The sequence below is a fragment of the Paraburkholderia sp. HP33-1 genome (assembly GCF_021390595.1).
GTDB lineage: Bacteria > Pseudomonadota > Gammaproteobacteria > Burkholderiales > Burkholderiaceae > Paraburkholderia.
In genome coordinates, this window is sequence record NZ_JAJEJR010000001.1 from 1,343,265 (window position 1) to 1,357,860 (window position 14,596).

Below are 14,596 nucleotides of genomic sequence, written 5' to 3' on the forward strand. Positions count from 1 at the left end.
TGCGTATGCGTGTTCGTTGGCGCAGACGGGCTCGCTCAGTTCGCGGCTGTGCTCGTGGCTTGATTCGCGGCGTTGGCCGATGCGGGCGCGTCGGTCGGCACCACGAGACCAGTCTGCGTCGCGTCGAAGCCTCCGCCCAGCGCCTTGATCAGACCGATCTGCAGATCGCGGCGGCGCATCTGCAGACCCGTGACCGTCTGCTCGGCGGCCAGCCGGTTTTCGTCGGCGGTCAGCACCTGCAGCTGCGGCGACAGGCCAGCCTTGTAGCGGATCACGGCGAGCTGATACGCCTGGCTCGACGCATCGAGCGCGCGCTGAGCGTCGCCCTGCTGGCGGTCGATCGAACGGATCGACGACACTTGAGTCGACACGTCCTGCAGCGCGTTGATCAGCGTCTGGTTGTAGTTCGCGACGTCGAGGTCGAAGTCCGCGTAGCGGCCCTTCAACTGAGCGCGCAACGCGCCGGCGTCGAAGATCGGCAGATGGATCGCCGGCCCGAACTGGATCTGACGGCTCGACGCGGTCAGAAAACGGCCCCAGCCGAACGCGTCGAAACCGAAGCCGGCCGCGAGGTTCACGTCCGGGTAGAACTCGGCCTTCGCTTCCTTCACGTCGTGCATCGCGGCTTCGACCTGCCAGCGCGCGGTGACGATGTCCGCGCGGCGCGCCACGAGGTCGGCCGGGATGTTGTCCGGCAGCGCGACCACGTTGCCGCCGGTCAACACCGGTTTGTCGATCTGCAGGCCCCGGTCCGGGCCCTTGCCGAGCAGCGCGCCCAACTGGTAGCGCACGACGGTGATCTGGCCGTCGAGGTCGGTCAGGTTCGACTGGCTCGTCGCGACGTTACCGGCGGCGGTCTGCTTCTCGACGTTGGTGTCGAGGCCGGCCCTCACGCGGTCATTCGTGATGCGGCCGACGTCCTGGCGGTTGGCGATTTCGCGCGCGGCGATGTCGCGGAACGCATACAGCTGCGCGAGCTGGTTGTAGGTGCTCGCGACCGACGCGGCGAGCGTCACGCGCGCCTGCTGCATGTCGGCCTCGGCGGCCTTCTGTTGCGACACGGCCTGGCCGAGGCGCTGACGGTTCTTGCCCCACAGGTCGAGATCCCACGACGCGCTCGCGAGCACGTTGTTCTCGCTATACCAGGTGCCACCGTACGGAGGCGGGTAGAGGGCGTTCGCCGAGAACAGCTCGCGGGTCCACGAATAGCTCGCGTTGACCTTCGGGAACAGCGCCGCGCGCGAGCTTTCGATATACGACGAAGCCTTCGCGAGCCGCGCCTGTGCCTGTGCGATCGACGGGTTGCCGTCGAGCGCTTCCGCGATCAGCTTCGGCAGTTGCGGGTCGCCGAACTGGTTGGCCCAGTCGAGCGATGGCCATTGACCGCCCTCGTTGGGCAGGCTCTGCGTCGACTCGTACTGCGTCGGCGACGCGATCTGCTTGTCGCTTTTGACACCGAAGTAGTTCGCGCACCCCGTGAGGGCGAGCGCTGTCGCCGCGGCGGCGACAGCGGCCCGGCTCGACAGCGCGGGCGCGGACAGGGAAAGGGATTTCATCGCTCGACTCTTTGAGTGGAATGTAATGGTGGACGCAGCAAGCAATTTTTTACGATTTGCTGTCGAGATGGCTTGCGGCGTCGCGGGTAAGGCCCGTCTGTTCGCCGGAATTGATGAGCACACGGCGTAGCATGCTCTTCAGGAAGCCCACTTCTTCGGGGGTGAACCCGTTCAGCAGGCTATCGAGCACGCCAGTGAAAATGCCCGGCATGCGGGCCGCGATCGCATGGCCTTCCGGTGTCAATGCGAGCCGCACGACGCGCCGGTCTTCGTTGCTGCGCACCCGCGTGAGCAGGCCGCGCTTTTCGAGCCGGTCGATCAGGCGCGTGACGGCGCTTGCGTCGATGCCGTATTCACGCGCCAGCTCGGCCGCGAGCAGGCATTTGCCGCTCGCCACCATGAACAGGATGCTGCCTTGCTGGCTGGTGATGCCGAGTTCAGCCATGCTGCGTTGCGTGACCAGGTTCGACAGCGTCGATCTCACGCGCGAGATGAGATAGCCGACACTTTCGCCGAGTTGATACTCGCTGAGGTCCGGCGTGGGTTCGTTGGACGGCTCCGTCATGATTCTCGTGCGAATGCAATGGTTGACTATGCATCAGTATAGCGGGCTGTTGATTGACACGACAAGCGTTATTACAGCTTAGGCAAGGATTTTTTGCGCTCAAGCAGCAAGCGGGTACGGATTGGCGTAGGGCGCGGCGAGGCGGACATTTGCCCGTCACCCTCGCCTCGGCGGTGCGAAGATTGGATGGTCTATCGGGGAATACCAGAAAGGATCATCCGCGCGTGCTATAATTTTGGGTTCCCAAAAGTGCGCTTTGGGCTTGTTGTCGTGGTTTATCTCCTCAACCAGCAGCATAAGCAAGCGGCGCACTCAACCGTCTTCAGGTTTCCTATGACCCGCGCCCTACGCAACATCGCCATCATTGCTCACGTCGACCACGGCAAGACCACGCTCGTCGACCAGCTCCTCCGTCAGACCGCCACGTTCCGCGAGAACCAGCAGATCGCTGAGCGCGTGATGGACTCGAACGACATCGAAAAAGAGCGCGGCATCACGATCCTGTCGAAGAACTGCGCGGTTGAGTACGAAGGCACGCACATCAACATCGTCGACACGCCGGGACACGCCGACTTCGGCGGGGAAGTGGAGCGCGTGCTGTCGATGGTCGATTCGGTGCTGCTGCTCGTCGACGCGGTCGAAGGCCCGATGCCGCAAACCCGCTTCGTCACGAAGAAGGCGCTCGCGCTCGGTCTGAAGCCGATCGTGGTGATCAATAAGGTCGACCGTCCGGGCGCGCGGATCGACTGGGTGATCAACCAGACCTTCGACCTGTTCGACAAGCTCGGCGCGAACGAAGAGCAGCTCGACTTCCCGATCGTCTATGCATCGGGCCTGAACGGTTATGCCGGTCTCACGCCGGAAGTGCGCGACGGCAACATGCGTCCCCTGTTCGAAGCGATTCTCGAGCACGTGCCGGTTCGCCCGGCCGATCCGGAAGGTCCGCTGCAGTTGCAGATCACGTCGCTCGACTACTCGTCGTACGTCGGCCGTATCGGCATTGGCCGGATCACGCGCGGCCGCATCAAGCCGGGCATGGCCGTCGCGGTGCGCTCGGGTCCGGACGGCGAAATCCTCAATCGCAAGATCAACCAGGTGCTGTCGTTCGAGGGCCTCGATCGCGTGCAGGTCGACTCGGCAGAAGCCGGCGACATCGTGCTGATCAATGGTATCGAGGAAGTCGGCATCGGTGTGACGATCTGCTCGCCGGAACAGCCGGAAGCGCTGCCGATGATCACCGTCGACGAACCCACGCTGACGATGAACTTCCTCGTCAATTCGTCGCCGCTCGCGGGCCGTGAAGGCAAGTTCGTCACGAGCCGCCAGATTCGCGATCGCCTGATGAAGGAACTGAACCACAACGTCGCGCTGCGCGTGCGCGACACCGGCGACGAAACCACGTTCGAAGTGGCGGGCCGCGGCGAGCTGCACCTGACTATTCTGGTCGAAAACATGCGCCGCGAAGGCTACGAGCTGGCCGTGTCGCGTCCGCGCGTGGTGATGCAGGAAGTCGACGGCGTAAAGCACGAGCCCTACGAAAACCTGACGGTCGACATGGAAGACACGCACCAGGGTGGCGTGATGGAAGAGCTCGGCCGCCGCAAGGGCGAAATGCTCGACATGGCGTCGGACGGCCGTGGTCGCACGCGTCTCGAGTACCGCATTTCGGCGCGTGGTCTGATCGGCTTCCAGTCGGAATTCCTCACGCTCACGCGCGGCACGGGTCTGATGAGCCACACGTTCGATTCGTACCAGCCGGTCAAGGACGGCGCGGTCGGTGAGCGTCGCAACGGCGTGCTGATTTCGCAGGACGACGGCGCGGCCGTCGCGTACGCTCTGTGGAAGCTGCAGGATCGCGGCCGCATGTTCGTATCGCCGGGCGAGGCGCTGTATGAAGGCATGATCATCGGCATTCACAGCCGCGACAACGACCTCGTCGTGAACCCGATCAAGGGCAAGCAGCTCACGAACGTGCGCGCGTCGGGCACCGATGAAGCCGTGCGTCTCGTGCCGCCGGTTCAACTGTCGCTCGAATACGCGGTCGAGTTCATCGACGACGACGAGCTCGTCGAAGTCACGCCGAAGTCGATCCGTCTGCGCAAGCGCTACCTGAAGGAACACGAGCGCCGCAGCGCGAGCCGCAACAAGGTTGCCGGCGAGTAAGCAGGACTCAACCTGTCCGGATAGCAGGAAACGCAAGCCACCTTCGGGTGGCTTCGTCGTTTTTGATGCATCAAACTTTGCGGCGCCGCATCACGCCCGTTACTCGCCGCGGCGGCCCACGTGTCGCGACCTGTCGCGCTGTTCGCCGCCATTTCCCACAGAACACTGTTGCGCACCTTGAAGAGGTACCTGACCACCCTTGAAACGCCCGCCGTTACAGGCATTTGCGCCTACGCGGTTCGCTATCTGGGCTATTCGTTCTGTGCTATGCTCCCGGGTGCAAAGTTTTAGGTCCTTCCAAGCAAGACTTGATTCGCGCAATCCGCTAAACGGTCAGGCCGTGTCGCGGAAGGTTCTGTAACCCGCTATTTCTCGAGAAGCTCGAAGAAAGGTGAGCGTAAAAATGATGAAGCAATTCCAGTCGAACTCTTATCTGTTCGGCGGCAATGCTCCGTACGTTGAAGAAATGTACGAAGCGTATCTCGATAATCCGGCGTCAGTGCCCGAGACCTGGCGCAGCTATTTCGATGCGTTGCAGAACGTGCCCGCATCGGACGGCAGCAACGCCAACGACGTGGCCCACGGCCCGATCGTCGAATCGTTTGCCCAGCGCGCCAAGGCCAATGCCTTCCTGCCGCGCGCAACGGCCGGCGGCGAAGATCTCGCCACCGCCCGCAAACAGGTTTACGTCCAGTCCCTCATCGGCGCATATCGCTTCCTCGGCTCGCAATGGGCCAATCTCGATCCTCTGAAGCGCCGCGAACGTCCCGCGATCCCCGAACTTGAACCCGCGTTCTACGACTTCACCGAAGCCGACATGGACCAGGAGTTCAGCGCAACGAATCTGTACTTCGGGTTCGAGCGCGCGACGCTGCGCGAGATCGTCAAGGCGCTGCGCGACACGTACTGTGGCACGATCGGCGCCGAGTACATGTACATCAGCGATCCGGAACAGAAGCGCTGGTGGAAGGAACGCCTCGAATCGATCCGTTCGACGCCGAGCTTCAGCAACGACAAGAAGAAGCACATCCTGAATCGCCTGACGGCCGCCGAAGGCCTCGAGCGTTTCCTGCACACCAAGTACGTCGGCCAGAAGCGCTTCTCGCTCGAAGGCGGCGAGAGCTTCATCGCGGCGATGGACGAAGTCGTGCGTCACGGCGGTTTGCGCGGCGTCCAGGAAATCGTCATCGCGATGGCTCACCGCGGCCGTCTGAACGTGCTGGTCAACACGCTCGGCAAGATGCCGGCTGACCTGTTCGCCGAATTCGAAGGCAAGCACGTCGACGATCTGCCGGCTGGCGACGTCAAGTACCACAAGGGCTTCTCGTCGGACGTCGCGACGGAAGGCGGCCCGGTTCACCTGTCGCTCGCGTTCAACCCGTCGCACCTCGAAATCGTCAACCCGGTGGTCGAGGGTTCGGCGAAGGCTCGTATGGACCGCCGCGGCGACGAAGACGGCCTCCAGGTGCTGCCGGTGCAGATCCACGGTGACGCGGCTTTCGCCGGCCAGGGCGTCGTGATGGAAACGCTGAACCTCGCGCAAACGCGCGGTTACGGCACGCACGGCACGCTGCACATCGTCATCAACAACCAGATCGGCTTCACGACGTCGGACCCGCGCGATTCGCGCTCCACGTTGTACTGCTCGGACGTCGTCAAGATGATCGAAGCGCCGGTTCTGCACGTGAACGGTGACGATCCCGAAGCGGTCGTCCTGGCCATCCAGATGGCGATCGACTTCCGCATGCAGTTCCACAAGGACGTCGTCGTCGACATCGTCTGCTTCCGCAAGCTGGGCCACAACGAGCAGGACACCCCGGCGGTCACGCAGCCGCTGATGTACAAGACGATCGCCAAGCACCCGGGCACGCGTGCGCTGTACGCTGAAAAGCTCGTGCAGCAGGGCGTGATCAGCGCCACGGAAGGCGACGAATTCGTCAAGGCGTATCGCAAGGCGATGGACGAAGGCCATCACACGATCGACCCGGTGCTCTCGAACTACAAGAGCAAGTACGCGGTGGACTGGGTGCCGTTCCTGAACCGCAAGTGGACCGATGCAGCCGACACGGCCGTGCCGCTCGCGGAACTGAAGCGCCTCGCCGAGCGCGTCACCACGATTCCGGAAAACTTCAAGGTTCACCCGCTCGTCGAGCGCGTGATCAACGACCGTCGCGCAATGGGCCGCGGCGAAGCAAAGCTCGACTGGGGCATGGGCGAGCACCTCGCGTTCGCATCGCTGGTCGCATCCGGCTATGCCGTGCGCCTGACCGGTCAGGATTCGGGCCGCGGCACGTTCACGCATCGTCACGCGGTGCTGCACGACCAGAACCGTGAACGCTGGAACGACGGCACGTACGTGCCGCTGCAGAACATCGCCGAAGGTCAGGCGAAGTTCACGGTGATCGACTCGGTGCTGTCGGAAGAAGCGGTGCTCGGCTTCGAATACGGCTACTCGACCGCTGAACCGAACACGTTCGTCGCGTGGGAAGCGCAGTTCGGCGACTTCGTGAACGGCGCGCAGGTCGTGATCGACCAGTTCATCTCGTCGGGCGAAGTGAAGTGGGGCCGCGTGTCGGGCCTGACCATGCTGCTGCCGCACGGCTACGAAGGCCAGGGTCCGGAGCACTCGTCGGCGCGTATCGAGCGTTTCCTGCAACTGTGCGCAGACCACAACATGCAGGTCGTTCAGCCGACCACGCCGGCGCAGGTCTTCCACCTGCTGCGTCGCCAGATGATCCGCCTGTTCCGCAAGCCGCTCATCGTCTTCACGCCGAAGTCGCTGCTGCGCCACAAGGAAGCCGTCTCGGATCTGTCGGAACTCGCGAAGGGTTCGTTCCAGCCGGTCATCGGCGAAGTGGACGAAACCATCGACGCGAAGAAGGTCAAGCGCGTGATCGCCTGCTCGGGTCGCGTGTACTACGACCTGGTCGCACATCGCCGTGAAGCGAAGGCGAACGACGTCGCGATCATCCGTATCGAACAACTCTATCCGTTCGCGCACAAGCAGTTCGAAGCGGAAATGAAGAAGTACGACAACGCAACCGAAGTGGTGTGGGTGCAGGACGAGCCGCAGAATCAGGGCCCGTGGTTCTACATCGAGCACCATCTGAAGGAAGGCATGAAGGAAGGGCAGAAGCTGGCGTACAGCGGCCGTCCGGCTTCGGCTTCGCCTGCAGTCGGCTACTACGCGAAGCACTACGAGCAGCAGAAGGCGCTGGTCGAAGGCGCTTTCGGCCGCCTCAAGAGCGCGTCGATCGCTAAATAAAGAAACAGACGGGCCGGGAAAGCGCAATGCGTTTTCCCGCGCCGCGCTGAACGTTTCTCATGAGGTTCAGGCGCGGCGCTCACGGTTCGCAGGCGGTCGTGCTCAAGCGCCGTCACCCGATACGTATTCAGGATACTCATAATGGCTATTGTTGAAGTCAAGGTTCCCCAGCTGTCCGAGTCGGTCTCGGAAGCGACCATGCTGCAGTGGAAGAAGAAGCCCGGCGAGGCTGTCGCTCAGGACGAAATCCTCATCGAAATCGAGACCGACAAGGTCGTGCTTGAAGTGCCGGCACCGGCAGCAGGCGTGCTCGCGCAAGTCATCTCGAACGACGGCGATACGGTCACGGCTGATCAGGTCATCGCGAAGATCGACACCGAAGGCACCGCAGGCGCCGCGGTTGTTGAAGCCGAAGTGAAGCCGGCTCCGGTCGCCGCACCGGCTGCGGCTCCCGCGCCGGCTGCTCAGGCCGCTGTCGCAACGGGCTCGAACACCGCTGCTTCGCCGGCCGCCGGCAAGCTGATGGCCGAGAAGGGCCTGGCTGCTGGCGACGTCGCCGGCACGGGCCGCGACGGCCGCATCACGAAGGGCGACGTGCTCGCCGCAGGCGCTCCGGCTGCCAAGGCTGCGCCGGCTCCGGCTGCCGCTCCAAAGGCTGCGAAGCCGTCGCTGCCGGACGTCAAGGCACCGGCATCGGCCGACCAGTGGCTGAAGGACCGTCCGGAACAGCGCGTGCCGATGTCGCGTCTGCGTGCGCGTATCGCCGAGCGTCTGCTCGAGTCGCAGCAAACCAACGCCATCCTCACCACGTTCAACGAAGTGAACATGGCGCCGGTCATGGATCTGCGCAACAAGTACAAGGACAAGTTCGAAAAGGAACACGGCGTTAAGCTCGGCTTCATGTCGTTCTTCGTGAAGGCGGCTGTTCACGCGCTGAAGAAGTTCCCGCTCGTGAACGCGTCGATCGACGGTAACGACATCGTCTATCACGGCTACTTCGACATCGGTATCGCTGTCGGCTCGCCGCGTGGTCTGGTGGTGCCGATCCTGCGCAATGCAGATCAGCTGAGCCTCGCCGACATCGAGAAGAAGATCGCCGAATTCGGTCAGAAGGCGAAGGACGGCAAGCTGTCGATCGAAGAAATGACCGGCGGTACGTTCTCGATCTCGAACGGTGGTGTGTTCGGCTCGATGCTGTCGACCCCGATCATCAACCCGCCGCAGTCCGCGATTCTCGGCGTGCACGCCACGAAGGAACGCGCTGTGGTCGAAAACGGTCAGATCGTGATCCGCCCGATGAACTACCTCGCGCTGTCCTACGACCACCGTATCATCGACGGCCGCGAAGCGGTGCTGTCGCTGGTCGCGATGAAGGATGCGCTGGAAGATCCGGCGCGCCTGCTGCTCGACCTGTAAGCGTACGTTCCACTGACCCCGGCCCGCGTTTGCGCGGGCCGGGGTCATCCGTAGCACGTCTTTAGCATTCCGCAGTACAGGAACGGCGCGCGCCACGTCAGGTGGCCCGGCGCCGTTCCGCCATCAAAGGGATTGTCATGTCCAAAGAATTTGACGTCGTCGTGATCGGCGCAGGCCCTGGCGGTTATATCGCCGCCATCCGCGCAGCGCAGCTCGGCAAGACCGTCGCATGTATCGAAAAATGGAAGAACCCGGCCGGCGCGCTGAAGCTCGGCGGCACCTGCCTGAACGTCGGCTGCATTCCGTCGAAGGCACTGCTCGCGTCGTCGGAAGAGTTTGAAAACGCATCGCATCACCTCGCCGACCACGGTATCTCGGTCGACAACGTGAAGGTCGATCTCTCGAAGATGATGGCCCGCAAGGACGGCATCGTCGAGAAGATGACCAAGGGCATCGAATTCCTGTTCCGCAAGAACAAGATCACGTGGCTCAAGGGCCACGGCAAGTTCACCGGCAAGACCGACGCCGGCGTGCAGATCGAAGTGAGCGGCGAAGGCGAGACCGAAGTCGTCACGGCGAAGAACGTGATCATCGCAACGGGTTCGAAGGCGCGTCATCTGCCGGGCATTCCGGTCGACAACAAGCTGATCGCCGACAACGAAGGCGCATTGAGCTTCGACACGGCACCGAAGAAGCTCGCCGTGATCGGCGCGGGCGTGATCGGTCTGGAACTTGGCTCGGTGTGGCGCCGCCTCGGCGCGGACGTGACCGTGCTCGAAGCGCTGCCGGAATTCCTCGGCGCGGCTGACCAGGCGCTGTCGAAGGAAGCGGCCAAGCAGTTCAAGAAGCAGGGTCTCGACGTCCACGTCGGCGTGAATGTCGGCGAAGTGAAGACGAGCGAAAACGGCGTGACGATCGCCTACACGGACAAGGACGGCAAAGCTCAGACGCTCGAAGCCGACCGCCTGATCGTGTCGGTCGGCCGTGTGCCGAACACCGACAATCTGGGCCTCGAATCGATCGGCCTGAAGGCCAACGAGCGCGGCTTCATCGACGTGGACGACCACTGCGCGACGGCTGTGCCGAACGTGTACGCGATCGGCGACGTGGTGCGCGGCCCGATGCTCGCGCACAAGGCTGAAGACGAAGGCGTGATGGTCGCGGAAGTGATCGACGGCCAGAAGCCGCACATCGACTACAACTGCGTTCCGTGGGTGATCTACACCGAGCCGGAAATCGCATGGGTCGGCAAGACCGAGCAGCAGCTGAAGGCCGAGGGCCGCGAGATCAAGACGGGCCAGTTCCCGTTCATGGCGAACGGCCGCGCGCTCGGCATCAACAAGGCGGATGGCTTCGTCAAGATGATCGCCGACGCGAAGACCGACGAACTGCTGGGCGTGCACATCATCTCGGCGAACGCATCGGACCTGATCGCGGAAGCCGTGGTGGCGATGGAGTTCAAGGCGGCGTCGGAAGACATCGGCCGTATTTGCCATCCGCATCCGTCGCTGTCGGAAGTCATGCGCGAAGCGGCACTCGCCGTCGACAAGCGCGCGCTGAACATGTAAGCGCGCACGCCTGACCGAAACGCAACCTTGGCATCACCGAAGGCGGGCGGGGTTCACTCCCTCCCGCCTTTCTTTTTGCAGCAACACGATGAACGTCACCGAATACTACGAAAAAGAACTGCAGACGCGCGGTTATCAATCCGATCCGGCGCAACGCGCGGCGGTCGACCGCCTGCAGCGGTGCTATGAAGAGTGGGTCGAATACAAGTCGCGCCGCTCGAACGCGTTCAAGAAGTTGATCATTCGCCCGGATCTGCCGCGCGGCGTATACATGTGGGGCGGCGTGGGCCGCGGCAAGAGCTTCCTGATGGACAGCTTCTACACGATTGTGCCGTTGAATCGCAAAACGCGTCTCCATTTCCACGAGTTCATGCGTGAAGTGCATCGCGAGCTCGAAGAACTCAAAGGCCGGGCCGATCCGCTCGACGAACTCGCGCGCCGCATCGCGAAGCGCTATCGGCTGATCTGCTTCGACGAATTCCATGTCTCGGATATCGCCGACGCGATGATCCTGTACCGCCTGCTCGACAAGCTATTCGAGAATGGCGTGCAGTTCGTGATGACGTCCAACTACGATCCTGACACGCTGTACCCGGACGGCCTGCATCGCGACCGCATGCTGCCCGCGATCGAGCTGATCAAGCAGAAGCTCGACGTGATCAACGTCGACGCGGGTATCGACTACCGGCAGCGCACACTCGCGCAGGTGGAGGTCTATCACACGCCGCTGGACGCCGCCGCCGGCAAGGCGCTGCGCGACGCCTTCGCGCGCCTCGCCGCGGTGCCCGACGAAAGCCCGCTGCTGCATATTGAGAAGCGCGAGCTGAAGGCGCTGCGCCGCGCGGACGGCGTCGTCTGGTTCGACTTCGCGACGCTGTGCGGTGGTCCGCGCTCGCAGAACGATTATCTCGAACTCGCGAGCCGCTTTCACGCGGTGATCCTGTCGGACGTGCCGCAGATGTCGGTGCGTATGGCGTCGGAAGCGCGCCGCTTCACATGGCTGATCGACGTGTTCTACGACCACAAGGTCAAGCTGCTGATGTCGGCCGCGGTGCCGCCCGAGCAACTGTACGTCGACGGTCCGATGGCCAACGAATTTTCGCGGACGGTGTCGCGCATCGTCGAGATGCAGTCGAAGGAGTATCTCGATACGCCGCGCCGGATCGTCGATACGTCGCTGACCTGAGTCGCGACGAGCGCGCGTTCGCAGATGCCGCCATTCTGACCAGGGCGAACGACGCATTTTTAGGAATCGGAGTGGTCTTATATTCGGCGTACGGGTGACTGGCTATCTTTTGTCGTTGTTCTGACAAAGGAGGAAGCATGAACCCATATCGCGATATCACCGATGAAGAATGGCAGCGCGTTGCGCCACTGCTGCCCGAACTCCGGCCACGTACCGAACTGCGTGGCCGCCCGCTTGCCAATACCCGCTCGGTGCTCAACGGCGTGCTGTGGGTCATGTATAGCGGCTCGACGTGGTCCGCAATGCCGCGGCGCTATCCGTCGTATCAGACCTGTCATCGCCGCTTCAAGTCGTGGTACGAATCGGGCGTGCTCAAGCCCGTCACGGAGCAACTGCTCGGCGCCGCGAGCGAAGATCTCTGCAAATTGATGGAAGCGCGTATGCGCACGCACGCTAACGCGCCGCACAAGCGCGGTGTGGTCGAGCCCGCGGCGTTCCGTGTTCCGCCCGTCGTTTGCAACCCGGCATCGGCCGCGCCGGTGCCCGCGTCGCCATTTGTTTGCGCTGCATCGTTGAAACAGGCCGCATGACCATTGCAAACAGCTGGCCACAATTGAAACGGCCGTGCGATTCGTGATCGCCGGCCGTTTTTTTATGCTGCACTTACTCTAGCAACGGGCGCTACATATGCGCCGCGCATCGAATCTCACTGCTGCCGGATCCACGTCTGCGAGCGGCCGAGCAGCGCAACGCCAATGTAGCCGCGTACCACGAGCTTGTTGCCGCCGTCTTCGAGATGCATCTGGCACTTGTAGACCTTCCCGTTTTCAGGGTCGAGAATCTGGCCATGATCCCACGCGTCGCCGTCCTTCTTCATGCTGTTGATGATGGTCATGCCGAGAATCGGTTGATCCTTGCGCGCGTCGGTGCATTGTGTGCAGCGGCGATCCGGCTGGTTGTTTGCGCCAAGTCCCTTGATGACCTTGCCGTTCAGCTCGCCGGTGCCGTCCTGCGTGATCTGCACGAGCGCCTTCGGCTGGCCCGTCTGATCGTCGATCGTTTGCCACGTGCCGACCGGGGTTTCGGTCTGTGCCATCGCGGTTATGGCGCTGGCGAGCAGAGCGCCGGCGAGTGCTGCGTGACGGGCGGTGCGCAGCGCGAGCGCGCGAGCACGTTGAGTGAATTGGGTCATTGCCTTCCTCCTTGTTGTGATACAGCGCGATCTTGGTCGCGCGGCGTTATGAGCATCTCGCTCCGATGTGCGGTAGCGGCCTTCGCGATGCGAGACGATGCCAGCGGCGTGCCGTTCGCATCGACAGCGGAGAATACGCGAAAGTGCCCCTGCCGTCTGATAGTGGAGCTTCTAAACAGCACGAGTCACTTCCAAGGTGTGTCAATTAGGCTGGTGGGGGAGCGTCGCGTTGATGCGCGGACTGCGCGATGCGTTTTCCTCCGGCGCATCGCCGAGCGCTTTCGCGACGGACAGATCGAGACCGTAGTAGCGCGCATCGCGGCAGCGAATCGAGCGGATTGCCTCCCGCTGCCGCGCGGGCGGGACGGGATTGCGCTTGTGCTCGTTCCGGGGCAGAAACGCCCAAATACCAATTTTTTGATGGAGAGCCCGAAACCCGCGAAAGTGAGTAATAATGGCCAGCTTCTACCTAAAACAAAATCTGTTCAGCAGGTAATACATGGACCGAAAGTCAAAGCTACGAGAGATTGCTCTGGCCGCATGCATCGCATTGGGGGCTCTTCAGGGCGCGAACGCACAGGCCTTGGAGAACAGTGGCGCAAGCAGTCCAGTCGTGTCCCAGCCGGGCACGACGACGGCGTTGCCCGACACCTCGCAGGCCGGCCAGGCTGAGACCACTGCACTGACGCCGGACGAAAACCGGCAATCCGCCACCGGCAATGTTGCGGAATTGCAGCAGATGATCCACGGCTCGGAACTCAGCGAACTGCGCACCACGTATAACGGCACGTATGGCGCGAGCATGATGTTCTACGGCAAGGAGATGACCTACTACGTCGCGCTGTTCCAGCAAAAGAACTTCTGGCGCGTGATCAAGACTCAGGACGCCGCGCGCGCCGAGCTCATCTACAAGGATTTCGTGCGGCAGACGGTGCAGCTGTCGGACGTCGAGATCCGTCGTACGCAACTCGAAGCGCAGAAGGCGTTCACACAGCGCCTGGTCGCGCTGTCGCAGGATCGCGCGAGCCGGCTGCAGGCCGACCTCGACATCGCGCGACAGCAGCAGAGCATCGTTGCGAGCCAGCAGGAGCAGAAGCGTGCTGAGGCAACCGAACTGGCACAGCAGAAGGCTGCCGCGCAGGATCAGTTGCGCGTTGCCCAGCGTCAGGTTCGCGACCTGCAGCGTCAGCTCGATAGCGGATTGCCGTTGCACTGAACGCAGCGGAGTGAGCCTTCGTGGATGGACGGGACGGCACGGCAACCGATGCGTCGCCCGGCTTTTGCCATTCCCGCCGCTTGCAAAAAGCGCCGAACGGGTCGTTTGGTGCTTTTTGCACACCGCTAACCGGTGCATCGCACTTGCGCCGCCGGGCTCTTCGGCATTTCCCCCGCATTTCTTTGCGAGCCACGAGAACATCGTGCGCCCGCGGCCGTCGCGCGCGCCAGGATGACTCGACTTCAATGCCGCTTGCGCGTATCCGCGTGAGTTTTGCGCATCCGCTCGTGAGACGGCTTCGTCACGTCGACCGCGATCGGATCACTGGCGGGGAAGCTCTCCATCAGCGCTTCGTCGAGCCGCGTCTCGGCAGAAGACGTCGACGACGTCCGGCGCGTGCGCGCAGGCTGGGAGGCGTGCTGGCTTTTGCTGGTCATGTCGAACTCCATCAGTAGCAGGTCAATCATTC

The 14,596-nt window shown here is 62.8% G+C and carries 11 protein-coding genes; 7 read left to right on the forward strand and 4 right to left on the reverse strand.

The window, feature by feature from the left end:
- Positions 1 to 35 precede the first annotated feature (35 nt).
- Both L0U81_RS06040 and L0U81_RS06045 read right to left on the reverse strand, forming a co-directional pair.
- Positions 36 to 1,556: an efflux transporter outer membrane subunit gene (locus L0U81_RS06040; RefSeq protein WP_233800823.1), complete on the reverse strand. Its 1,521-nt coding sequence runs from the start codon at positions 1,554 to 1,556 to the stop codon at positions 36 to 38.
- Positions 1,557 to 1,605: 49 nt separating this feature from the next.
- Complete coding sequence (locus tag L0U81_RS06045; RefSeq protein ID WP_233800824.1) at positions 1,606 to 2,121, reverse strand: MarR family winged helix-turn-helix transcriptional regulator; 516 nt, start codon at positions 2,119 to 2,121, stop codon at positions 1,606 to 1,608.
- A gap of 333 nt (positions 2,122 to 2,454) precedes the next feature.
- Between L0U81_RS06045 and typA the strand changes: the two genes are divergently transcribed.
- The 6 genes from typA to L0U81_RS06075 all read left to right on the forward strand — a co-directional run bounded on the left by typA (position 2,455) and on the right by L0U81_RS06075 (position 12,309).
- On the forward strand, positions 2,455 to 4,284 hold the full coding sequence (typA, locus tag L0U81_RS06050) for a translational GTPase TypA (protein WP_233800825.1): 1,830 nt from the start codon (positions 2,455 to 2,457) through the stop codon (positions 4,282 to 4,284).
- Between the two features lie 403 nt (positions 4,285 to 4,687).
- Positions 4,688 to 7,549: a 2-oxoglutarate dehydrogenase E1 component gene (locus L0U81_RS06055; protein WP_233800826.1), complete on the forward strand. Its 2,862-nt coding sequence runs from the start codon at positions 4,688 to 4,690 to the stop codon at positions 7,547 to 7,549.
- Positions 7,550 to 7,690: 141 nt separating this feature from the next.
- Positions 7,691 to 8,965: a 2-oxoglutarate dehydrogenase complex dihydrolipoyllysine-residue succinyltransferase gene (gene odhB, locus L0U81_RS06060; protein WP_233800827.1), complete on the forward strand. Its 1,275-nt coding sequence runs from the start codon at positions 7,691 to 7,693 to the stop codon at positions 8,963 to 8,965.
- A 137-nt stretch (positions 8,966 to 9,102) separates the two neighbouring features.
- Positions 9,103 to 10,533: a dihydrolipoyl dehydrogenase gene (lpdA, locus tag L0U81_RS06065; protein WP_233800828.1), complete on the forward strand. Its 1,431-nt coding sequence runs from the start codon at positions 9,103 to 9,105 to the stop codon at positions 10,531 to 10,533.
- Between the two features lie 88 nt (positions 10,534 to 10,621).
- Positions 10,622 to 11,719 carry a cell division protein ZapE gene (zapE, locus tag L0U81_RS06070; RefSeq protein WP_233800830.1) on the forward strand — a complete coding sequence of 366 codons (1,098 nt, stop codon included), beginning with the start codon at positions 10,622 to 10,624 and terminating at the stop codon, positions 11,717 to 11,719.
- A 137-nt stretch (positions 11,720 to 11,856) separates the two neighbouring features.
- Positions 11,857 to 12,309 carry a transposase gene (locus L0U81_RS06075; protein WP_233800832.1) on the forward strand — a complete coding sequence of 151 codons (453 nt, stop codon included), beginning with the start codon at positions 11,857 to 11,859 and terminating at the stop codon, positions 12,307 to 12,309.
- Positions 12,310 to 12,425: 116 nt separating this feature from the next.
- On the opposite strand, the gene L0U81_RS06080 is transcribed toward L0U81_RS06075, so the two are convergent.
- On the reverse strand, positions 12,426 to 12,911 hold the full coding sequence (locus L0U81_RS06080) for a DUF2147 domain-containing protein (protein WP_233800834.1): 486 nt from the start codon (positions 12,909 to 12,911) through the stop codon (positions 12,426 to 12,428).
- A 499-nt stretch (positions 12,912 to 13,410) separates the two neighbouring features.
- On the opposite strand from L0U81_RS06080, the gene L0U81_RS06085 reads away from it, so the two are divergent.
- A complete protein-coding gene (locus tag L0U81_RS06085) occupies positions 13,411 to 14,127 on the forward strand; it encodes a DUF2968 domain-containing protein (protein WP_233800835.1) in 717 nt (238 codons plus the stop codon).
- 242 nt (positions 14,128 to 14,369) lie between these two features.
- Here L0U81_RS06085 and L0U81_RS06090 read toward each other — a convergent pair whose 3' ends face one another.
- Positions 14,370 to 14,564, reverse strand: a complete 195-nt coding sequence (locus L0U81_RS06090) for a hypothetical protein (RefSeq protein WP_233800837.1) — start codon at positions 14,562 to 14,564, stop codon at positions 14,370 to 14,372.
- Between the last annotated feature and the right edge of the window lie 32 nt (positions 14,565 to 14,596).